Source organism: Bordetella tumbae (genome assembly GCF_054780995.1).
Window position 1 is genome coordinate 60,007 of the sequence record NZ_BAAGVG010000006.1, and the last position, 19,337, is coordinate 79,343.

The 19,337-nt window shown below is 59.5% G+C and carries 18 protein-coding genes; 15 read left to right on the forward strand and 3 right to left on the reverse strand.

Annotated elements, in window-relative coordinates; translation table 11 throughout:
- The first annotated feature begins 188 nt into the window (after window positions 1-188).
- The 12 genes from ACYVI2_RS05355 (at window position 189) to ACYVI2_RS05410 (ending at window position 11,837) form a co-directional block, all read left to right on the forward strand.
- The gene (locus ACYVI2_RS05355; protein ID WP_415808489.1) at window positions 189-644 is read left to right on the forward strand and encodes an HU family DNA-binding protein; all 456 of its coding nucleotides are present in this window, start codon (window positions 189-191) and stop codon (window positions 642-644) included.
- A 137-nt stretch (window positions 645-781) separates the two neighbouring features.
- The gene (locus ACYVI2_RS05360; protein WP_415820583.1) at window positions 782-1,285 is read left to right on the forward strand and encodes a MarR family winged helix-turn-helix transcriptional regulator; all 504 of its coding nucleotides are present in this window, start codon (window positions 782-784) and stop codon (window positions 1,283-1,285) included.
- A gap of 14 nt (window positions 1,286-1,299) precedes the next feature.
- Window positions 1,300-2,517, forward strand: a complete 1,218-nt coding sequence (locus tag ACYVI2_RS05365) for an MFS transporter (protein WP_415820582.1) — start codon at window positions 1,300-1,302, stop codon at window positions 2,515-2,517.
- An 84-nt stretch (window positions 2,518-2,601) separates the two neighbouring features.
- Window positions 2,602-5,259: a leucine--tRNA ligase gene (gene leuS / locus ACYVI2_RS05370; RefSeq protein WP_415820581.1), complete on the forward strand. Its 2,658-nt coding sequence runs from the start codon at window positions 2,602-2,604 to the stop codon at window positions 5,257-5,259.
- A 10-nt stretch (window positions 5,260-5,269) separates the two neighbouring features.
- Complete coding sequence (locus tag ACYVI2_RS05375; RefSeq protein WP_415820580.1) at window positions 5,270-5,929, forward strand: LPS-assembly lipoprotein LptE; 660 nt, start codon at window positions 5,270-5,272, stop codon at window positions 5,927-5,929.
- A gap of 3 nt (window positions 5,930-5,932) precedes the next feature.
- Window positions 5,933-6,991 (forward strand): DNA polymerase III subunit delta, encoded by a 1,059-nt coding sequence (holA, locus tag ACYVI2_RS05380; RefSeq protein ID WP_415820579.1) that lies wholly within the window; start codon window positions 5,933-5,935, stop codon window positions 6,989-6,991.
- 169 nt (window positions 6,992-7,160) lie between these two features.
- The gene (locus tag ACYVI2_RS05385) at window positions 7,161-8,426 is read left to right on the forward strand and encodes a glutamate-5-semialdehyde dehydrogenase (RefSeq protein ID WP_415820578.1); all 1,266 of its coding nucleotides are present in this window, start codon (window positions 7,161-7,163) and stop codon (window positions 8,424-8,426) included.
- A 47-nt stretch (window positions 8,427-8,473) separates the two neighbouring features.
- The gene (locus tag ACYVI2_RS05390; protein WP_415820577.1) at window positions 8,474-8,854 is read left to right on the forward strand and encodes a hypothetical protein; all 381 of its coding nucleotides are present in this window, start codon (window positions 8,474-8,476) and stop codon (window positions 8,852-8,854) included.
- Between the two features lie 41 nt (window positions 8,855-8,895).
- A complete protein-coding gene (locus tag ACYVI2_RS05395; RefSeq protein WP_415820576.1) occupies window positions 8,896-9,180 on the forward strand; it encodes a GNAT family N-acetyltransferase in 285 nt (94 codons plus the stop codon).
- Between the two features lie 3 nt (window positions 9,181-9,183).
- Window positions 9,184-9,564: a YchJ family protein gene (locus ACYVI2_RS05400; protein ID WP_415820575.1), complete on the forward strand. Its 381-nt coding sequence runs from the start codon at window positions 9,184-9,186 to the stop codon at window positions 9,562-9,564.
- 195 nt (window positions 9,565-9,759) lie between these two features.
- Window positions 9,760-10,458, forward strand: a complete 699-nt coding sequence (locus ACYVI2_RS05405; RefSeq protein WP_415820574.1) for a heavy metal response regulator transcription factor — start codon at window positions 9,760-9,762, stop codon at window positions 10,456-10,458.
- On the forward strand, window positions 10,455-11,837 hold the full coding sequence (locus tag ACYVI2_RS05410; protein WP_415820573.1) for a heavy metal sensor histidine kinase: 1,383 nt from the start codon (window positions 10,455-10,457) through the stop codon (window positions 11,835-11,837). The genes ACYVI2_RS05405 and ACYVI2_RS05410 overlap by 4 nt, the downstream gene beginning before the upstream one ends.
- 71 nt (window positions 11,838-11,908) lie before the next feature.
- On the opposite strand, the gene ACYVI2_RS05415 is transcribed toward ACYVI2_RS05410, so the two are convergent.
- Window positions 11,909-13,093 (reverse strand): RNA-guided endonuclease TnpB family protein, encoded by a 1,185-nt coding sequence (locus ACYVI2_RS05415; RefSeq protein WP_415820572.1) that lies wholly within the window; start codon window positions 13,091-13,093, stop codon window positions 11,909-11,911.
- A gap of 137 nt (window positions 13,094-13,230) precedes the next feature.
- Here ACYVI2_RS05415 and ACYVI2_RS05420 point away from each other — a divergent pair, with 137 nt between their 5' ends.
- Together ACYVI2_RS05420 and ACYVI2_RS05425 are read left to right on the forward strand one after the other, a co-directional pair.
- Window positions 13,231-14,637, forward strand: a complete 1,407-nt coding sequence (locus ACYVI2_RS05420; RefSeq protein ID WP_415820571.1) for an APC family permease — start codon at window positions 13,231-13,233, stop codon at window positions 14,635-14,637.
- 27 nt (window positions 14,638-14,664) lie between these two features.
- The gene (locus ACYVI2_RS05425) at window positions 14,665-15,492 is read left to right on the forward strand and encodes an SAM-dependent methyltransferase (RefSeq protein WP_415820570.1); all 828 of its coding nucleotides are present in this window, start codon (window positions 14,665-14,667) and stop codon (window positions 15,490-15,492) included.
- A 239-nt stretch (window positions 15,493-15,731) separates the two neighbouring features.
- Here ACYVI2_RS05425 and ACYVI2_RS05430 read toward each other — a convergent pair whose 3' ends face one another.
- On the reverse strand, window positions 15,732-16,334 hold the full coding sequence (locus tag ACYVI2_RS05430; RefSeq protein ID WP_415820569.1) for a TetR/AcrR family transcriptional regulator: 603 nt from the start codon (window positions 16,332-16,334) through the stop codon (window positions 15,732-15,734).
- Window positions 16,335-16,644: 310 nt separating this feature from the next.
- A complete protein-coding gene (locus tag ACYVI2_RS05435) occupies window positions 16,645-18,039 on the reverse strand; it encodes an ankyrin repeat domain-containing protein (RefSeq protein WP_415820568.1) in 1,395 nt (464 codons plus the stop codon).
- 282 nt (window positions 18,040-18,321) lie between these two features.
- On the opposite strand from ACYVI2_RS05435, the gene ACYVI2_RS05440 reads away from it, so the two are divergent.
- A complete protein-coding gene (locus ACYVI2_RS05440) occupies window positions 18,322-19,302 on the forward strand; it encodes a Bug family tripartite tricarboxylate transporter substrate binding protein (protein ID WP_415820567.1) in 981 nt (326 codons plus the stop codon).
- The last annotated feature ends 35 nt before the right edge of the window (window positions 19,303-19,337 follow it).

Here is a 19,337-nt window from a genome sequence, read left to right on the forward strand (position 1 = left end):
GATATAAATTACAGATAACTGAGACTGCAATCAGCTATGTCTTTGTCACGAAAACAACATGTTTTAAGGGGTCAACGCAAAGAAATACGCACACAGCGCGTGAAGTTCCGCTATCATCGGGCGCGAGGTGCCACGTGCCGATCTTCGGTACAGAGCTCACTCGCGTTCTCAACATACGGATTTCGACCATGGCTACCAAAGCAAAAGCTCCCGCCAAGAAAGTCAGCAAGACCGCTGCCAAAGCCCCTGCCACCAAGGCTGCGGCTAAGAAAGCACCTGCCAAAAAGGCAACCGCCGCCAAGACCGCTGCAGTAAAAACGGTTGCGGCTCCCGTCATCAAAGAAGCGCTGAACAAGTCGCAGTTGGTTGCTCACCTGGTCGCACAGACCGGCGTGGAAGCCAAATCGGTCAAGGCCGTCCTGGCCGGCCTGGAAAACGCTGCACTGGGTTCGGTAAACAAAAAAGGCGTTGGCGAGTTCTCTCTGCCTGGCCTGCTCAAAGTCACCGTGCAAAAGGTTCCTGCCAAGGCCAAGCGCTTCGGCAAAGACCCGTTCACCGGCCAAGAGCGCTGGTTCCCGGCCAAGCCCGCTTCGGTCAAGGTCAAGGTTCGTCCTCTGAAAAAACTGAAAGACGCTGCTCAGTAAATCTGCGCACAGTCCCTACAGTTTGATCGGCAAGGCCCGTCTCGCAAGAGGCGGGCCTTGCCGTTTTTGCGTGCAACGTTGACATTCGAGGCTCGCCCAATTATCTTTATATCAAAATACTTAACGTAAAGATAATCATGCGCGACCATGTTGATTTCGTGCTCGGCCAATGGCACGAGCAATGCCCCGACCTGAATGTCTCCAGCATGGCGGTATTCAGCCGGCTGTTTCGGCTGCATACGCTCGCCGCGCGCGAGGTAGACATTACTTTTCGCGAATACGGCCTGCATCAGGGTGAATTCGATGTATTGGCCACGCTGTACCGTGCGGGCCCGCCGCATGCACTGAACCCACAGGCCTTGGTCGGCGCCCTTTTGCTGTCCTCCGGTGCCATGACTCATCGTCTGGATAGCTTGCAACAAGCCGGCCTGCTGGTCCGAGCGCCAAACCCCGATGATCGCCGCAGCGTCCTGGTGTCGCTGACTCCCCAGGGATTGCGCGTCATCAAAGCCGTGCTGGATGACTACCTGATCAAGCTCGAGGAGCTATTGAGCCCGCTGCCTGCGGCCGACCGCAAACATCTCGCGACGCTGCTGCGACAACTGCTCAGCCCGCACGACGCCAACGCCCACTCCTCTTGATTGCAGTCTGTTCCATGTCTCATCCCACTCCCGTCCACGCGCCCACGCTGACCACACCTATCATTTTGTTGATGTCAGCAGCCACCGGGCTGATTGTCGCCAGCAATTACTACGCGCAGCCCTTGTTGCATACCATCAGCCAGCAATTCGGCTTGAACGAAACCGCCGCCGGCAGCATCGTCATGACGGCCCAACTCTCGTATGCCATCGGTCTGATGCTGCTGGTTCCCCTGGGCGATATGCTTGAACGCCGTGCACTGATCGTGTGCATGACCCTGCTGAGTGCTGCGGGCTTGTTGATTTCAGGCTTTGCCAACAGCTTTCCGATGCTGCTGGCAGGCACCGCCGCCACGGGCGTATTGTCCGTGGTCGCCCAGGTCCTCGTGCCGTTCGCCGCCACATTGGCGGCCCCTCACCAGCGCGGCAAGGCTGTGGGCACGGTCATGAGCGGCCTGTTGCTCGGCATTCTGCTGGCACGCACGGTAGCTGGCGGGCTCGCCGAACTGGGCAGTTGGCGCACGGTTTACTGGGTCGCATCGGGATTGCTGCTCATCATGGCCGCGGCCTTGTGGCGTGTATTGCCGCGCTATAAGGCCACCACGCATCTCAGCTACACGAGCTTGCTGGCCTCTATTTTTCATCTCTACGCGCGTGAACCTCTCTTTCGGGCTCGCTCGCTGCTGGGGGCGTTGATCTTTGCCTCGTTCAGCATGTTCTGGACGCCACTGACGTTCCTGCTGGCCAATCCACCCTATTCCTACAGTGACAGCACCATTGGTCTATTTGGCCTGGCGGGGGCGGCGGGTGCTTTTGCCGCCAATCGATTCGGCCGCCTCAATGATCGCGGACGCGGCAATCTGGCGACTAGGATCGGGCTGATACTGTTGGCAGCCTCGTGGGTGCTGCTGGCCCTGGGCGCACACTCGCTGGCGGCGTTGCTGATTGGTGTTGTCGTTCTGGACATGATGATTCAGGGTGTCCACGTCACCAACCAGACCACCATCTATCGACTGCAACCCGACGCCCGCAGCCGGCTCACCGCCGGTTACATGACGTCTTATTTTATTGGCGGCGCAGCCGGCTCACTGATATCGTCGTTCCTGTACGCCGCCGGCGGATGGCTGGCGGTCTCGGCCGGCGGTCTGGCCGTGAGCCTGGCTGGCCTGGCCTACGCCCTCTGGTCCCCATCGGCGCGCATCCCCGAAAACCCGCCCGTGGCCCCTCGCGGCTAGGGACTCTCTATAATCAGGGGTTTGACCGCCGTTGCATTGCGCAACGGCGGCCCACTTTCTTTCTATATATACGCGCACGAGCCCATGCAGGAACGTTACAGCCCCACCGCCGTCGAAGCAGCCGCCCACCAAGACTGGCAGGCCCGCGACGCTTACCGCGTCACCGAGCACGCCCAGAACGCCGACGGCACCGAAAAGCCGAAGTTCTACGCGTGTTCCATGCTGCCGTACCCCAGCGGCAAGCTCCACATGGGGCACGTCCGCAACTACACCATCAACGACATGATGGCGCGCCAACTGCGCATGCGCGGCTACAACGTGCTGATGCCCATGGGCTGGGACGCATTCGGCATGCCCGCCGAAAACGCCGCCATCAAGTCCAAAGTCCCCCCGGCCAAATGGACCTACGACAACATCGCTTACATGAAAAAGCAGATGAAATCGATGGGTCTGGCGATCGATTGGTCGCGCGAAATGTGCGCCTGCGACCCGAAATACTACAAATGGAACCAATGGCTGTTCCTGAAGATGCTCGAAAAAGGCATCGCCTATCGCAAGACACAGGTCGTCAACTGGGACCCGGTCGATCAGACCGTGCTGGCCAACGAGCAAGTCATTGACGGGCGCGGCTGGCGCTCGGGCGCCCTCGTGGAAAAACGCGAAATCCCCGGCTACTACCTGCGCATCACCGATTACGCCGACGAACTGCTGGAACAAGTCCGCGATGGCCTGCCCGGCTGGCCGGAGCGCGTACGCATCATGCAGGAAAACTGGATCGGCAAATCCGAGGGCCTGCGCTTTGCATTCCCGCACCAGATCGCCGGCGCGGACGGCCAGCTTATCCAGGATGGCAAGCTGTACGTCTTCACCACGCGTGCTGACACCATCATGGGCGTCACGTTCTGCGCGGTTGCGCCTGAACACCCGCTGGCCACGCACGCAGCGCAATCCAATCCGGAACTCGCCGCGTTTATCGAGCAATGCAAGCTCGGCGGCACCACCGAGGCCGAAATCGCCACGCGCGAAAAATCCGGCATGCCCACGGGCCTGACCGTCACTCACCCGCTGACGGGCGAGCAAATCGACGTCTGGGTGGGTAATTACGTGCTCATGAGCTACGGCGACGGTGCCGTCATGGGCGTGCCCGCTCACGACGAGCGCGATTTCGCCTTTGCCCAGAAATACCAATTACCCATCAAGCAAGTCGTCGCGGTCGAGGGCAAAACCTATTCCACCGACGCCTGGCAAGAATGGTACGGCGACAAACAAAGCGGCCGCACCGTCAATTCCGACAAATATGATGGCCTGACGTTCCGCGAAGCCGTGGACGCGATTGCTGCCGACCTGACAGCCCAGGGCCTGGGTGAAAAACAAACCACCTGGCGCCTGCGCGACTGGGGGATCTCGCGCCAGCGTTACTGGGGCACCCCCATTCCCATCATCCACTGCCCCGACTGCGGTCCGGTCCCCGTGCCCGAAAAAGACCTGCCAGTCATCCTGCCGGATGATCTGATTCCCGACGGCAGCGGCAACCCGCTGGCCAAAAACGAGGCATTCCTGTCGTGCTCATGCCCGAGCTGCGGCAAGCCCGCGCGGCGCGAGACCGACACGATGGACACCTTTGTGGACTCGTCGTGGTATTTCATGCGCTACACCTCGCCGGGCAACGACGAGGCCATGGTCGACACCCGCAACGATTACTGGATGCCCATGGACCAGTACATCGGCGGCATCGAACATGCTGTGTTGCACCTGCTGTACGCGCGATTCTGGACACGCGTCATGCGCGACATGGGCTTGCTGAATTTTGACGAGCCATTCACCAAGCTGCTGTGCCAGGGCATGGTGTTGAACCACATCTATTCGCGCAAAAACGCCCAGGGCGGTATCGAGTATTTCTGGCCCGAAGAAGTCGAAAACCAGTACGACGCCAAGGGCGCCATCACCGGCGCCAAACTCAAGGCCGACGGCTCCGCCGTGCAGTATGGCGGCGTGGGCACCATGTCCAAGTCGAAAAACAACGGCGTGGATCCCCAAGCGCTCATCGATACCCTCGGCGCCGACACTGCACGGCTGTTCGTCATGTTCGCCAGCCCTCCCGAACAGACCCTGGAGTGGTCTGATTCCGGCGTAGATGGCTCGAATCGATTCTTGCGCCGCCTGTGGACGCTGTGCCATGGCCAACATGAGTCCATTGCGCGCGGCCTGGCTGCGGGCAGCGATTGGGCTCAAGCCCCCGCCCCCGTCAAGGATCTGCGCCGCGAGGTCTACAGCCTGCTCAAGCAAGCCGACTACGATTACCAACGGATCCAATACAACACCGTGGTGTCGGCCTGCATGAAAATGCTCAACGCCATCGACAGCGCCAAGCTCCCCGACGGCGCCCACGCCGACGCAGCCCGCGCCGAAACCATCGGCATCCTGTTGCGTGTGCTGTATCCGGTCGTGCCGCACATCACGTGGCATCTGTGGCGTGACCTGGGTTACGCAGCCCCGCTGGGCGACTTGCTGGACGCGCCCTGGCCGCACGTCGACGAGGCCGCCTTGGTGGCTGACGAGATCGAGCTCATGCTGCAAGTCAACGGCAAGCTGCGCGGCTCGATCCGCGTCGCAGCGCAAGCCTCGAAAGCAGAGATCGAACAACTCGCCGCCAGCCAAGAAGAAGTCTCCCGCTTCCTCGAAGGCCGTCCGCCCAAGCGCGTGATTGTCGTGCCGGGCAAGCTCGTCAACGTCGTTGGTTAAGAGGTCACGCATGCACTTTGCCCCGCCCCGCCTGCAACATTTCCGCTCCCGCTGGTGGCTGCGTGCAGCCAGCCTGGCGACCGTCATGCTGCTGGCGGCGTGCGGCTTCGCCATGCGTGGCGTCACGCCATTGCCGTTCGATACGCTTTATGTCGGCATCCCCGAAAACACGCGTTTTGGCGCCGACGTCCGGCGCGCCATACGCGCGGCATCCCCCAACACGCGCCTCGCGGACCAGACCAAGGATGCCGACGCCGTGTTGCAAGTGGTCGACAATAGCCGCTCACTGCGCGAGGTCTCGCTCAACGCGCAAGGCCGTGTCGAGGAATACGAACTCGGCATCAACTTCACATTTCGCCTAGTCACCAATAAAGGGGTGGCCATCCTGCCCGACACCACCTTGTCGATCTACCGCGAAATGCCGTACGACGACCAAGTCGTCCAGGCCAAAGAAGCGCAAATGGAAACCCTGTACCAATCCATGCAACAAGCCTTGGTCAGCCGTTTGCTCCGACGCTTGACGGCGCCTGACGTAAACACTGCCTACGAAGCCGCACAACGTGGCGAGAGCGATCCCGACTCTCCGGTCTACGACCCCAATGTCGTGCCGTCCGACAATCGGCCCGAAACATGGCAAACGCCAGGGACGCCCGGCACGGGCACGTGGTGATGCATGGCGCAGCCGCTAGACGCTGACCGATTGGCAGAACATCTGCAACGCGCCGGGCAGCGCCTGGCGCCGCTGTACACCATATCCGGCGACGAACCCCTGCTCGTCATCGAAGCCGCCGACGCCCTGCGCGCTGCCGCACGCCAATCCGGCTACACCGACCGCACCTCCATGATCATGGATGCGCGCAGTGACTGGAGCGCTGTTTTCGCCGCCACGCAAAGCGTCTCGCTCTTTGGCGATAAACGCATCCTCGAAATCAAGCTGCCCACCGGCAAGCCCGGGAAAACAGGTGCAGACACGCTGACCAAACTGGCCACGCAAGCCACGGCGCAACCTGATCCCGACACCCTGATCGTCGTGTCCCTGCCCCGCTTGGACAAGGCCACGCGCGACGCCAAATGGGTCCAGGCGCTGGCGCAAAGCGGCATGATGATCGACATCGCCTCGATCGAACGCGGCCGCCTGCCCGCCTGGATCGGCGCCCGCCTGGCGCGCCAAAACCAGCGTGCCGACGCCGCCACCCTGCAGTGGATGGCCGACAAAGTCGAAGGCAACCTTCTGGCCGCTCACCAGGAAATCCAGAAACTCGGCCTGCTTTATCCCGAAGGCCAATTAGCCGCCCAGGACGTCGAGCGCGCCGTGCTCAACGTCGCCCGTTACGACGTTTTCGGTCTGCGCGACGCCATGCTCGCGGGCGACGCACCGCGCACCATCCGCATGCTGGAGGGCCTGCGCGCCGAAGGCGAGGCCCTGCCCCTGGTCCTGTGGGCCGTTGGCGACGAAATCCGCCTGCTGGCACGAGTCGCCGAAGCCCGCGCCACCGGCCAGGACGCGGGCGCACTGATGCGCCGGCTGCGGATTTTTGGGGCTCACGAGAAACTCGCCCTGCAGGCCCTGGGCCGCATTCCCGCCAAAGCCTGGCCGGCGGCGGTCCAGCATGCGCACGAGGTCGACCGTCTGATCAAGGGATTGACCGTCTCTGGACGCCTCGCAGACCCTTGGGAAGAAATGACCCGCCTGGCACTGCGCGTTGCAGCGGCCGGCAGCCGGGCTCGATGACTATCTGGTGCTGCGGCCCGCGCGGCAGGCTGCAGCGCTCTGCGCAGCCGCCCCTTGCGGTTGCGCTCCTGCTGCCGCGGCTCTCCCTTCGCTGCCGCGCAGCACGATACACTTAAGACTATCTGCCGGTGCATGCTGCGCCGTCCTCCGAATCATGCCAGACACTCTCATGTCCTCTTCTGATATCGATAACGCCATGCTGGCCTTGGGTGAAAACGCCCGGCGCGCCTCGCGCGCCATGATGCGCGCCAGCGGCGCGGCCAAAAACCAGGCGCTGCTCGCCATGGCCGATGCGCTCTTGGAAAACCGGGCTGTCCTCAAGGCCGCCAACGCCCAGGATCTGGAAGCCGCACGCGCCAACGGCCTCGAGCCGGCGCTGCTCGACCGCCTGACCCTATCGGACAACGCCATCGACAAAATGGCAGAAGGCCTGCATCAGATCGCCAACCTGCCGGATCCGATCGGCAGCACCACAGCAGGCTCCGTGCGCCCCAATGGCATGCGCGTCGCTCAAATGCGCGTACCACTGGGGGTGATCGGCATCATTTACGAATCCCGCCCCAATGTCACCATTGACGCGGCAGCGCTGTGCCTGAAATCAGGCAATGCCACCATCCTGCGCGGCGGCAGCGAGGCCTTTCACTCCAATGTCGCGCTGGGACAGATCGTACAAACCGGCCTGCAGGCTGCCAATCTGCCCCCTGAAGCCGTCCAGGTTGTCGGCACGACCGATCGCGCCGCAGTAGGCAAGCTCATCACCATGACCGAGCACATCGACGTCATCGTTCCCCGAGGCGGCAAAGGCCTGATCGCCCGGCTGGCGCGCGAAGCCCGCGTGCCCTTGATCAAACACCTGGACGGCAATTGCCACGTCTACATCGATGCCGCCGCCGATCCGCAAAAGGCCCATACGATTGCCTTCAATGCCAAGACCTATCGCTACGGTATCTGCGGCGCCATGGAGACCCTGCTGATCGATGCGGGCGCCGCCATCTCGATCCTGCCCCGCCTGGCCACCGCGTTTACCGCACACGGCGTCGAACTGCGTGGCTGCCCTCGCACGTGCGAGATCGTGCCTGCCGCCAAGCCCGCCACCGACGAGGACTGGGCCACTGAATACCTCGCCCCGATCCTGGCCATACGCATCGTCGACTCGCTGGACCAAGCTATCGAACACATCGCTCGCTGGGGCTCCGGCCATACCGACGCCATCGTGACCGAGGATCTCTCGGCCGCCCAGCGCTTTCAACGCGAAGTCGATTCCAGCTCAGTCTATGTCAATCTGCCCACCTGTTTTGCGGACGGGTTCGAGTATGGCCTGGGTGCTGAAATCGGCATATCGACCAACCGCCTGCACGCACGCGGCCCTGTCGGCCTCGAAGGCCTCACCACCCTGAAATGGGTACTCAGCGGCGAAGGACAGACACGCGGGTAGCTCCCGCCTCGCCGCCCCACAAGCCATCCATTACTGCACTGCATCTCATGTCCACTCCCGTTCTCGCCTACGCATTCAGTCTCGTCACGTTGTGCTTCGTCGTCTGCTCGATCTGCGGCATTTTGCTGTTCTTTGTACAAACGGACAGAATCAACGCTACGCTAAAGCATCCGTTACTGAAGCACGGATCGTTTCGGCAATTCCCCTTGGTCATCAAGACCTCGATTTTCCAGGATTATTTCCTTCGCCTGGCCTTTCCGGGATTCAACTTCGGCCTGTTTGCCCATGCCAACAAGCAGCTCGGCCACATCGAGCCCAAACGCGTACCCTTCATTGTGAAAGCCCCCATCGTAGGCTTCTGGGCATCATGCTGGGTGGGCCTTATCGCCATGATTGCGGTCTGGGTTATCCTGTTCATGTATCGCTGATCTGCCTATAGCAGCCGACTCGTCTTCCTTGGTTTACGCCCATGTCCGACACCACGCTTGTCATTGAGCATAACGAAGCCCAAGGCCGCTTCGGAACCCGTGTAGACGGCCACGCCTGTGTTCTGGATTATCAGTTGCGCGACAACACCATGATCATCCAGCACACTGGCGTCCCCAGTGCCGTCGGCGGCCGGGGCATCGCAGCAGCCCTCACCCGGCATGCCCTGGACACGGCTCGCCAGCGCGGCTGGCGCGTTCTGCCCTTGTGTTCCTATGCCGTGGCCTATATCGTCCGGCACCCCGACTATCAAGACTTGGTAGTCTGACCCATGTCCGCGTGTCCGTGCGAAAGCGGCCTGGCCTATGCGCGTTGCTGCGAACCGTGGCATCGCGGCCCGCAGCGCCTGCTCGCCCCTGACGCCCTAGCCTTGATGCGCTCGCGCTACAGCGCGTTTGTGCTGGACGATTTGCCGTATTTGCTCGACACCTGGCACCCCGACACACGCCCCGCCCAACTAGAGCCCAACCCCGCTGACCTGAAGTGGCTAGGCCTGCAGATCAAGCAACATCACCAGCCAGACGCCGATCACGCCACGGTCGAATTCGTGGCTCGCTACCGTCAGGCAGGCCGCGCCACGCGCCTGCACGAAATCAGCCGGTTTCTGCGCGTCGGCGGACATTGGCTCTACCTAAACGGCGAACATCGCTGATTGCCCTACACTAGGCATTAATTGCAGTTGGGCTTTTGCCACAGCCCGTGACGACATGCGCGTACACCAGGACGGCCTCAGCTCCTGGCTGACAGAAATGTCAGCGTATCGTCAGCGCGATGACCTACGAGCCTGCGTAAACTGGCCCCATACTGTACGAGCCATTTTTCCCCTGGTACAAAAGCAAATTCCACCATGCGAGTACTTGTCGTCGAGGACGAAGCGAAAACGTCTTCCTACATTCTGCGAGGACTGACCGAACTCGGCTATACCGTCGACATCGCCGACACGGGCGTTGACGGCCTGCACCTGGCCCTCGAGTTCGACTATGACGCCATCGTCCTGGACCTGATGCTCCCTGGCCTGGATGGCTACGGCGTGCTGACCCAGTTACGCCGCCAGAAATCCACGCCGGTCATCATGCTGTCGGCGCGCGGCGCCGTAGACGACCGCGTCACGGGATTGCGCAAAGGCGCCGACGACTATCTGCCCAAACCCTTCTCGTTTACGGAATTGGTCGCCCGCCTGCAAGCCCAGACGCGACGCCGCACAGAGGGGCACGAGGTCACCACTCTGCAAGTCGACAACCTCATGATCGATCTCCTGGCGCGCAAAGTCACCCGTGCAGGGCAGCGCCTGGATCTCACTGCCAAAGAATTCTCGCTGCTCAGCCTGCTCGCGCGCCATCAAGGAGAAGTCCTCTCCAAGCTCATGATCGCCGAGCAGATCTGGGACATGAACTTCGATAGCGACATCAACGTCGTCGAAGTCGCAGTCAAACGCCTGCGCGCCAAGGTCGATGCCCCTTATGGCCGCAAACTGCTGCACACGGTGCGCGGCATGGGCTACGTGCTCGAAAACCGGCATAGTGACCAGTCGGACGAGGCCGCATGATACGGCCGAGACGCAGCCTACCGATTGCATGGCGATTGGCGACGATGTTCGCCATCACCGCAGCGGTGGTATTTTCGGGCGTGGCTTTTTTTCTGTACTGCGTATTGACCGAGTCCGTGCGCGAACAGGTGCGCGGTGAGCTGGAATATCACCATACCCTGCTAGACCCCTACATCCACTCGCGCGCCAACGAACAAGAGTGGGACACCGTACGCCGCAAACTCGACGGATTTTCCCAAGAAGGCGCGCGGGTCCGTTACTGGATACGCTCCTCGGACGAGCGCTTTGCCTATAGCACCCCCTTGTTGCTGGAAGACGGCTGGGAAATACCCAAAGAACCGTTCGGATTCATCAAAGTCCGCGAGCCGTCCAACATCTGGGCGACCTTGAGCCGCACCATTCCCGCCTCGGGCGATCGGCCCGAAGTGGAATTCATCGTCGCGCTCGACTGCTCGGCCTACATCCACACCAAAGAAAAATTCACCCGGGTCATGAGCATCACCTCAGCCCTGGGTATCTTGCTGGTTGCCATACTGGGGTACTGGATCGCAAAACTGGGCTTGAGCCCCGTACGCCGTCTCAGCCGGCAGGCCAACAGTTTGCCGCCCAACAATCCCCGGCAACGATTGGACGTCGTCGGCCTGCCACCGGAAATCCGTGAACTCGCTGTGTCGTTCAATAACGCGCTCGAGCGCCGCGAGGCCGCATGGTTGCAGCTTGAGGGATTCAACGCCGACGTCGCCCACGAACTGCGTACCCCACTGACCAATCTCATCGGCCAGACTCAGGTCGCCCTTGTGCGCGAACGTGATCTCGGTGCATTACAAGACTTGCTCGAATCCAATCTGGAAGAGCTCGAGCGGATGAGCAGTATCGTCAACGACATGCTGTTCCTGTCCAGCGCCGAGAACGGACATCGTGCCGCGGAACTCAGCGATATCTCGCTGCTGACCGAATCTCGTAAAACCGTGGAATACGTCGAGGACACCTTCTTCGAACGCAACCTCACGGTCCGCGTCGACGGTGAGGCCGACGTACACGCCGACAAACGCCTGTTCCATCGCGCACTGGCCAACCTGCTCTCCAACAGCGTGCGCTATGCGTATGCCGGCACCGAAGTCGTCGTCGCCATTGAAATACGCGGCGACTATGCATGGGTTTCCGTTTCCAATCACGGCGATCCGATTCCCCCTGAACAGCAGTCTCGTCTATTCGAACGCTTTTACCGTGGCGATGCCGCACGCACCCATAGCGGCATCCATCACGGCCTCGGTCTGTCCATCGTGCGCGCCATTGCGTCCATGCATGGCGGGTCCGTCTGTATCCGTAGCGAACACGGCATCAATACCTTCGGCTTTTCGCTGTTGAAGTCAATTTAACTCCCGCAGCTCCCCCGCCACGCTGGCGGCCTATTGTTCTGAAGCTTACAAACTCTTGACTGCTCCCTTCCCTAGAAGGAAAGGGATTCCCATTTCACCGAACCGAGCCGTTGCACATCCTCACTCATGCACTCAGGTCTTACCGTTTCTCCATGGGCTAACACCGCCAGCCCGGCGGCTAATACGTTATGCGCCGCGTTGATGTCGCGGTCGTGGTCGGCGTTGCATCCCGGACAGGACCACCGACGCACGCTCAACGGCAGCTTCGGTGAAACATACCCACAGCTGTGGCAACGCTTACTCGATGGGTACCAGCGATCCACCCGCACGAACTCACGCCCATACCAACGGGCCTTGTATTCCAGCTGCCTCACAAACCCCGCCCATCCGGCATCGCCGATGGACTTAGCAAGACAGCGGTTCTTCTGCATGTTGGACACAGACAAGCTTTCTACGGCAATCACTTGGTTCTCGTGGATCAACCGCGTAGAAAGCTGGTGCAGGAAATCCCTGCGGGTGTCTGCGATCTTTGCATGCAGCTTGGCGACTTTCAGTTTGGCCTTGGCACGACGAGCCGATCCCCTTTGTTTCTTGGCCAATTGGCGCTGTAGCTTGGCCAACTTAACTTCATGCTTGCGAAAGATCTGTGGCGCATCGACTTTTTCTCCTGTTGAGAGCACCGCAAAATGAGACAGGCCCAGATCAATCCCGACACAGGTCGACGTAGGCGCTTTCTGCGCCACCACGTCGTCGCACAGCAGGCTGACAAAGTATCGGCCCGCTGCGTCTTTGCTGACCGTGACAGTAGTGACCTTGGCGGCTTTGGGAATTTGACGGGACCAGCGGATGGGCAACGCCTCAGTCATCTTCGCCAGCTTGAGCGCACGACCATCCCATCTAAAGGCATTGGTGGTGTATTCCGCCGATTGCGCGCCATCCTTGCGCTTGAAACGGAGATATCCCGTTCGCTTGGCAAAGAATCCGGTAAACGCCGTTTGCAGATGGCGCAGTGTCTGTTGCAGCGGAACACTGCTGACCTCGTTCAACCACGCGTAGTCCGGCAGCTTTTTCAGTGCCGTCAGGGCCGCAGACGTCGCGTGATACCCCAAGCGCTCTTGTCGCTCAGCCCAGGCCGTCGAACGAAGGCTGAGCATGTGGTTGTAGACCACACGTACGCAACCGAACGTGCGAGCCAGCGTGATCGCTTGCTCGGGCGTTGGATAGAACCGGAATCGGTAGGCACGTTTGGTTTGCATGCCCGAGATACTATCCACGCCAGACGAGAAAGCTGGATATTCATACAGTCACCAACTCAAATCAGACCAATCCTGCAGCCTTACGGCTGCGCCCCTTACCTCCCCGGCACGAATGCCGAGGTTTTTCGGAGCAATGGATGAACAATTTACACCAGCGCAGTACGGCATCACCCACTCAAGCCTCTCACCACGTCGAGGCCAAACCCGCAGGACTGCTGTCGGTCTTTGATGCCGTCATTATTCTCGTAGGCCTGGTCATCGGCATCGGTATCTTCAGGACTCCCTCTATCGTCGCGGCCAATGTCGATTCGGAATGGGCGTTCATTATGGTCTGGGTGGCCGGTGGTGTGGTCACGCTGATCGGTGCACTCTGTTATGCCGAGCTCTCCGCGGCGCACCCTCATGCAGGCGGTGAATACCACTTTCTGTCGCGAGCCTATGGACGTCCTGTCGCCATGCTATTTGGCTGGGCACGGGGCACCGTCATCCAGACGGGCGCCATCGCGGGTGTCGCGTTCATGTTGGGCGATTATGTAGCTCAACTCTTTCCACTGGGTCCCTATGGCCCTGCGCTCTACGCCGCCCTCTCAGTCATTCTGTTTACGGGCATCAACATCATCGGCACGGCAGAAAGCAAAACGCTGCAGGTCGTCGTGACCCTGATCGAGATAGGCGCCCTCGCTGCAGTGATTCTCTTTGGACTATTCGGCGCCCCGGCAGAAACCGCTGCCCCGCCGGCGCCGATCTCACCAGACACCGCCGCGCTAGGGCTGGCGATGATCTTTGTATTGCTGACCTTTGGCGGTTGGAACGAAGCGGCCTATCTGACTGGCGAGCTCAAAGACGCGCCGCGCAACATCGCGAAAGTCCTCGTCACCGGCACAATCATTCTGATCGTCCTCTACGTGCTGGCCAATCTCGCCCTCGTCTCCATTCTCGGCCTGGACGGGCTGCGCACCTCGGATGCCGTGGCTGCCGACATGATGCGCCAAGTCGCTGGCCCCGCAGGGGAAACCATCGTCACGCTGGCCATTATCGTCGCCGCCATCTCCACCCTCAACGCCACCATCTTTACCGGAGCCCGCGTCTTTTATGCCATGGCACAGGACCTCTCTGTCATGCATTGGATGGGTATCTGGGACGGCCGGGGCAAAACCCCAGCCAACGGGCAATTGGTCCAAGGCGCCATCGCACTGGCCCTGATCGGCATGGGCGCCATCACGCGCGATGGTTTCAAAGCCATGGTGGACTACACAGCCCCTGTATTTTGGGGATTCCTGCTGTTGATCGGGTTCGCCGTATTCGTGCTGCGCTGGCGGCATCCAGAACGCCAACTGCCCTATCGCGTTCCTCTCTATCCCTTCACGCCGATCGCGTTCTGCCTGACGTGCCTGTACATGCTGCACGCGAGCATTCTGCACACCGGTGCCGCGGCCTGGATCGGACTGGCTGTGCTGGCTGCCGGCACTCCGCTCTTGTTGCTTAGAAACAAAGCTGTAGAACCCGTCGCCACCGCCCGTCCGCGGGACGATGCCGCCCTCTGACTTGCCCTCTCAACAAGGAGAACGTCAATGCAAACGCTGCAAAAATCCCTAGTATCTGCCGTGCTGTGCGCCATGGCCTGGCACGCGAGCGTCGCCGCCCAGACCACGGCTGACAAGCCCTCGACCTATGAACCCACGGTCGGTCAGTCCGGCAAAGACGTGGTGTGGGTTCCCACACCTCAAGCGCTGGTCGACCGCATGCTGGAAATGGCTGAGCTCACCCCGCAAGACCGCTTGGTCGATCTGGGATCAGGCGACGGCCGCACCGTCATCACCGCCGCCAAACGCGGCACCACGGCGCGCGGCATCGAATTCAACCCCGACATGGTCGCCTTGGCCCAACGCGCCGCAAAAGCCGAAGGAGTCGCTGACAAAGCGACATTCGAACAAGCGGATATTTTCAAATCGGATTTCTCCGAAGCCACCGTATTGACCTTGTTTCTGCTGCCCAGCCTGAATGAACGCCTACGTCCCATCATCCTGGAAATGAAACCCGGCACACGAGTCGTCTCCAACTCATTCACCATGGGCGACTGGCAACCCGACGAATCCGCACAAGTCAGCGAAAACTGCACCGCTTACTGCAACGCCCACAAGTGGATCGTCCCCGCCAAAGTCGCTGGCACGTGGAAACTCGGTGACAAAGAACTCGTATTGCAGCAAACCTACCAGATGCTCAGCGGATCACTGCGCGATGGCAATAACGTCACACCGATCACCGATGCCAAGCTTGAAGGAGAGACGATTCAATTCACCGCAGGTGATCAGCAATATACCGGTCGAGTATCGGGCAAACGCATGAACGGCAACACGCAAAACAATGCCCCATGGCAAGCGTCGTTGAGTTCGTTGTAAACCAGACCCATTCCACTCGCACAGAGCTATAACAAGACGCCCCGCGCGAGGTCCATCGCGATGACAACCGGATAACGCTCCAGCAGCCTAATTCCATTGCAATACGGGGCCGGCGGGGCCGAGTCAGAAACAGACATCGGCCCCGCCAACGGGCGCTCCAGCATCAATCAATATTGAATCGTATGGTTCTCCCGCTGCGCTTGATCCATACGACTTTTTTTCTCTAAGACGTAATGAACTCATCTCGCCCGTGGCGGTTGTTCTATCCCTTGCAAAAACATACCCACAAAACTATCCATGATTTCTGTCGCCGTCTTTTCGCCATCCGGCCGGTACCAGCGGGACAATTGATTCAGCGACGACAACAGAAATTTACTGGCCAGGCTGACGTCTGTACCAGGACGAAATACACCCGTAGCAATGCCATCTCGAATCGAGGTTTTCAACAGTTCCTCGTAGGCATCACGCCACTCGAGCACCATGGCCCGCGTTTCCTCATTCTCGGCCGACCAAAAGAGCTGCGAGCCGGACACCCAGCTATCGTGAAACTGCTCGTAGTACTGAATCGACGCTCTCATGAAACTGTACAAGCGCTCCGCCGCGCCGCTTTCCGCAGGCGGCATCCGGTCACGCACATACTCGAACAGGACCTGCATGCCGCTGGCAACCAGGCTTCGGTATAGCGTTTCTTTGTCCGGGAAATGGTGATAGAGCGCAGACTTCGAGACTCCCACCTCGGCCGCGATCATGTTCAACGATGTGCCACGATAGCCGTGGCGGGCAAACAACCGGCGGGCCACGTCAATGATCTGATTATTACGCTCGGGCTCACGTGTGGTCATAGCTGAGGGATCTGTCCTGAAAACACGAAATTGATGATACGGGATTTCAAAGACTCGATTTTCTGAGGAAACGATCCATCATATTCCAACTAACCGACTGGTCGGTCAACTCGGCTGACGAGCTTTATTGATTGAAGGGGACGATCCAGAGATCCCGGCGCATGATTCTAGGCTCCCCCCTGTTCGCGCACCGGCTGCGGTTCCACCTCGGTATTAACCGGCACCCGCAATCCCGCGTACGGCATGCTGAAGTCGCCCTCCCGCGTTTCTCACCGGTGAGGACGAACCCGTTTAGCTACAGTAAAGGGCCTTAATTTCGTGCGGCGATTTTTTCATCCCGTGCCGCGCTCAGCGCGACAGCCAAGACATCAGCATCGCTCTGCCGCCGCTGCTCCATCAGCAGATTCATCGTGGTAATGAAATCAGCACCGAGGTTAATGAGTGATTTTGCAGCGCGCATATCGCCCTTCTGGCAAAGATGCATCAGCAACGCTACCGCAGGCGCTCCGGCTTTAACCAAGAGTTTTGCCTCGTCCTGTTTCCCTTGTTCATACATTTCCGATACCGCACGTTCCATAGCAGTATCTGCGAGACCTGCAATACGCGCGGCACTGTGCGAAGGTGTGACATGACCCGCGCCATCTGCCTCGGCCTTCACATTTTTCTCCGCGGTAATGAGCACGCCCAGACTCATTTTCTTTTCTGAGGCGGTCAGCGTTGCATCCTCGGCTAGATCCCATAGCGCATCGTCCGCAATGGCACCGGCTTTGAACAAAGAGGTCGCTTCCTTTAGCTCATTCGATTGAGCGTAATGCTTGAAAAGCGATGTCGCGTCGTCGTTCTCCATCAGCACTGTGCTCAGTGCCCTCACGTCCCCTGATCTCACCAAATTGTCCAGGACTGCTTCAAACGCGCCCTCGCTGCTAAACTTGTCTTGACGCAAGATATTTCTTAACAACAGCACCGCGTTGGTAGTACGTGAGGCAAGTACTCTGTCATGCTTATCGCCAGTGCTGGCTTGCTCTGCAACACGCTGCAAAAGTGACGCTGGATCGGCTCCATTGTCGGCGAACAATTCTGCGATACCGTTCATGCCCTCTTTAACAGCGATTTCCAACGCAGCATTGAGATCCCCTTTTGCCTCGATCAACACTGCCGACATTTTGATCGCTTGCTTTTCCGTAGAGGAAAGATTGTCTTTCACCTTCTGACTATTGGGCTGGCTCGCTCCCGCCTTCACCAAGGCTTGCATCAGGTCCACATTTTTCAATGCGGCGGCCCGCATTAGCGGCGTATATCCTTGTCTGTCGGGAGCATCCAGCACTTGGGGATTGTCGCCGCAATGAGCCAGTATCGTCTTCGCGATCTCGTTGTGCCCCATGGCGATCGCCATATGCAGCGGAGTTTGCCCGTGAGCGTCGTTTATCGCGGCGAGGTCGACTCGGCCTCGCGCAAACATACCGGCGACCTCTTCGTTACTCCCCTTGGTCACGGCAGAAAAAAAGTCGTCATTGGGAATTTTCCCCGCTGACTCACCCGAAACGTTATGGAGTCCTGTTGCAGAGGTCTCCGAGACAGGGCGGTTTGGATCGATTCTCATGAAGTAGCTCGCAGAGATGAGATGGAAAAAACAAGAGACACCGGAACACGGCCTTCCGAACGTCAGATTGAAACGACCACCTGAGGGCAAATCGACATCAACCATTACCTTATGTGGCAACCCACATAAACATGGTTCCAATCCGACAAAAAAATTTCCCATCGTCCTATATCGCCGAAGTGGACATAGGTAACTCGAGCAGGGCGAGACATAGCGAACGCTGCGCCTTGTAAAGATGCATCAGGGATTCAAAGACTTGAATTTCTGAGGAAACGATCTATCATATCTGAACTGACCGACCGGTCGGTCAGTTCAGATAATACTAAGCAGCATAGCGCCTAAAGCACAAGTTTTCTCAGATAAAACAAGTAGATAGGTGGAGACAACATGAATGACAACGTCCGCGTCACGCTGACTTTGTGGTTGATGCTTGCAGTATTTACGGCCATGCCACAGGCCCAGGCAGCAGACGCTTTTCCGCAGCGCCCGATTCATCTGATCGTCCCTTTTGCGCCTGGAGGCGGCGCCGACAACAACGCCCGTCAGATCGCCGAGCCTTGGTCCAAAGCCCTGGGGCAGACCATCGTGATCGAAAACAAACCCGGGGCGGGAGGCACCCTGGGCGCGAGTTATGTCGCGCATGCGGCTGCCGATGGCTACACCCTGCTGTACACCACGCCCGGTCAGCAAATGACGGCACCATATCTGCTAAAGCAATTGCCCTATCGGCCTTTCGATGATCTCGTCTCTATCGGGAAAGTCACCGAAGGCGCAAACGTCCTTGTGGTTTCGAAAAATCTGCCGGTACATGATGTGCAAACGCTGATCGACTATGCCCGCGCCCATCCCGGCAAGCTGGGGTTCGCCAGCTCGGGGATCGGCTCCAGCAGCCATCTGGCTGGAGAGCTCTTTAAAAAGGAGGCTGGCATCGATATTTTTCACGTGCCCTACCGAGGCACAGGGCCCGCACGCACCGATGTCCTGAGCGGACAGGTGCCGATGACAATAGACACACTCAGCGTCTATCTGCCGGATATCCGAGCTGGTGCCGTCCGCGCATTGGGCGTGTCGACATCGACACGCAATCCCACGGCGCCCGACATTGCGGCCATTGCTGAAACACTGCAGGGTTTCGAGGCCTATCCGGTCAACTACATCACAGCTCCTGTCCGAACGCCTGAAGCCATCATCAGAAAACTCAACGCCACGTTGAACCAGGCACTGCAGGACCCCAAGTTGCGTGCAAGCCTGATAGCCGTAGGAACAACACCGCAAGGCAGTACCCCCGAACAGATGGATGCACTGGTCCGTTCGGAAAGCAGGAAATGGAAAACCCTCATCGAAAGCGCTCACATAAAAATCGAATAGGCGCTGCCCTCTTTTCAAGCTGGACGGAGACAATC

Excerpts from the sequence above, each read along its gene's own strand:
- ACYVI2_RS05435 (WP_415820568.1), bottom strand. The coding sequence starts at position 18,039 with ATGGTTGATGTCGATTTGCCCTCAGGTGGTCGTTTCAATCTGACGTTC.
- ACYVI2_RS05400 (WP_415820575.1), top strand. The coding sequence starts at position 9,184 with ATGTCCGCGTGTCCGTGCGAAAGCGGCCTGGCCTATGCGCGTTGCTGC.
- ACYVI2_RS05410 (WP_415820573.1), top strand. The coding sequence starts at position 10,455 with ATGATACGGCCGAGACGCAGCCTACCGATTGCATGGCGATTGGCGACG.
- ACYVI2_RS05405 (WP_415820574.1), top strand. The coding sequence starts at position 9,760 with ATGCGAGTACTTGTCGTCGAGGACGAAGCGAAAACGTCTTCCTACATT.
- ACYVI2_RS05425 (WP_415820570.1), top strand. The coding sequence starts at position 14,665 with ATGCAAACGCTGCAAAAATCCCTAGTATCTGCCGTGCTGTGCGCCATG.
- ACYVI2_RS05440 (WP_415820567.1), top strand. The coding sequence starts at position 18,322 with ATGAATGACAACGTCCGCGTCACGCTGACTTTGTGGTTGATGCTTGCA.
- holA (WP_415820579.1), top strand. The coding sequence starts at position 5,933 with ATGGCGCAGCCGCTAGACGCTGACCGATTGGCAGAACATCTGCAACGC.
- ACYVI2_RS05365 (WP_415820582.1), top strand. The coding sequence starts at position 1,300 with ATGTCTCATCCCACTCCCGTCCACGCGCCCACGCTGACCACACCTATC.
- leuS (WP_415820581.1), top strand. The coding sequence starts at position 2,602 with ATGCAGGAACGTTACAGCCCCACCGCCGTCGAAGCAGCCGCCCACCAA.
- ACYVI2_RS05420 (WP_415820571.1), top strand. The coding sequence starts at position 13,231 with ATGAACAATTTACACCAGCGCAGTACGGCATCACCCACTCAAGCCTCT.
- ACYVI2_RS05430 (WP_415820569.1), bottom strand. The coding sequence starts at position 16,334 with ATGACCACACGTGAGCCCGAGCGTAATAATCAGATCATTGACGTGGCC.
- ACYVI2_RS05375 (WP_415820580.1), top strand. The coding sequence starts at position 5,270 with ATGCACTTTGCCCCGCCCCGCCTGCAACATTTCCGCTCCCGCTGGTGG.
- ACYVI2_RS05395 (WP_415820576.1), top strand. The coding sequence starts at position 8,896 with ATGTCCGACACCACGCTTGTCATTGAGCATAACGAAGCCCAAGGCCGC.
- ACYVI2_RS05390 (WP_415820577.1), top strand. The coding sequence starts at position 8,474 with ATGTCCACTCCCGTTCTCGCCTACGCATTCAGTCTCGTCACGTTGTGC.
- ACYVI2_RS05360 (WP_415820583.1), top strand. The coding sequence starts at position 782 with ATGCGCGACCATGTTGATTTCGTGCTCGGCCAATGGCACGAGCAATGC.
- ACYVI2_RS05385 (WP_415820578.1), top strand. The coding sequence starts at position 7,161 with ATGTCCTCTTCTGATATCGATAACGCCATGCTGGCCTTGGGTGAAAAC.
- ACYVI2_RS05415 (WP_415820572.1), bottom strand. The coding sequence starts at position 13,093 with ATGCAAACCAAACGTGCCTACCGATTCCGGTTCTATCCAACGCCCGAG.
- ACYVI2_RS05355 (WP_415808489.1), top strand. The coding sequence starts at position 189 with ATGGCTACCAAAGCAAAAGCTCCCGCCAAGAAAGTCAGCAAGACCGCT.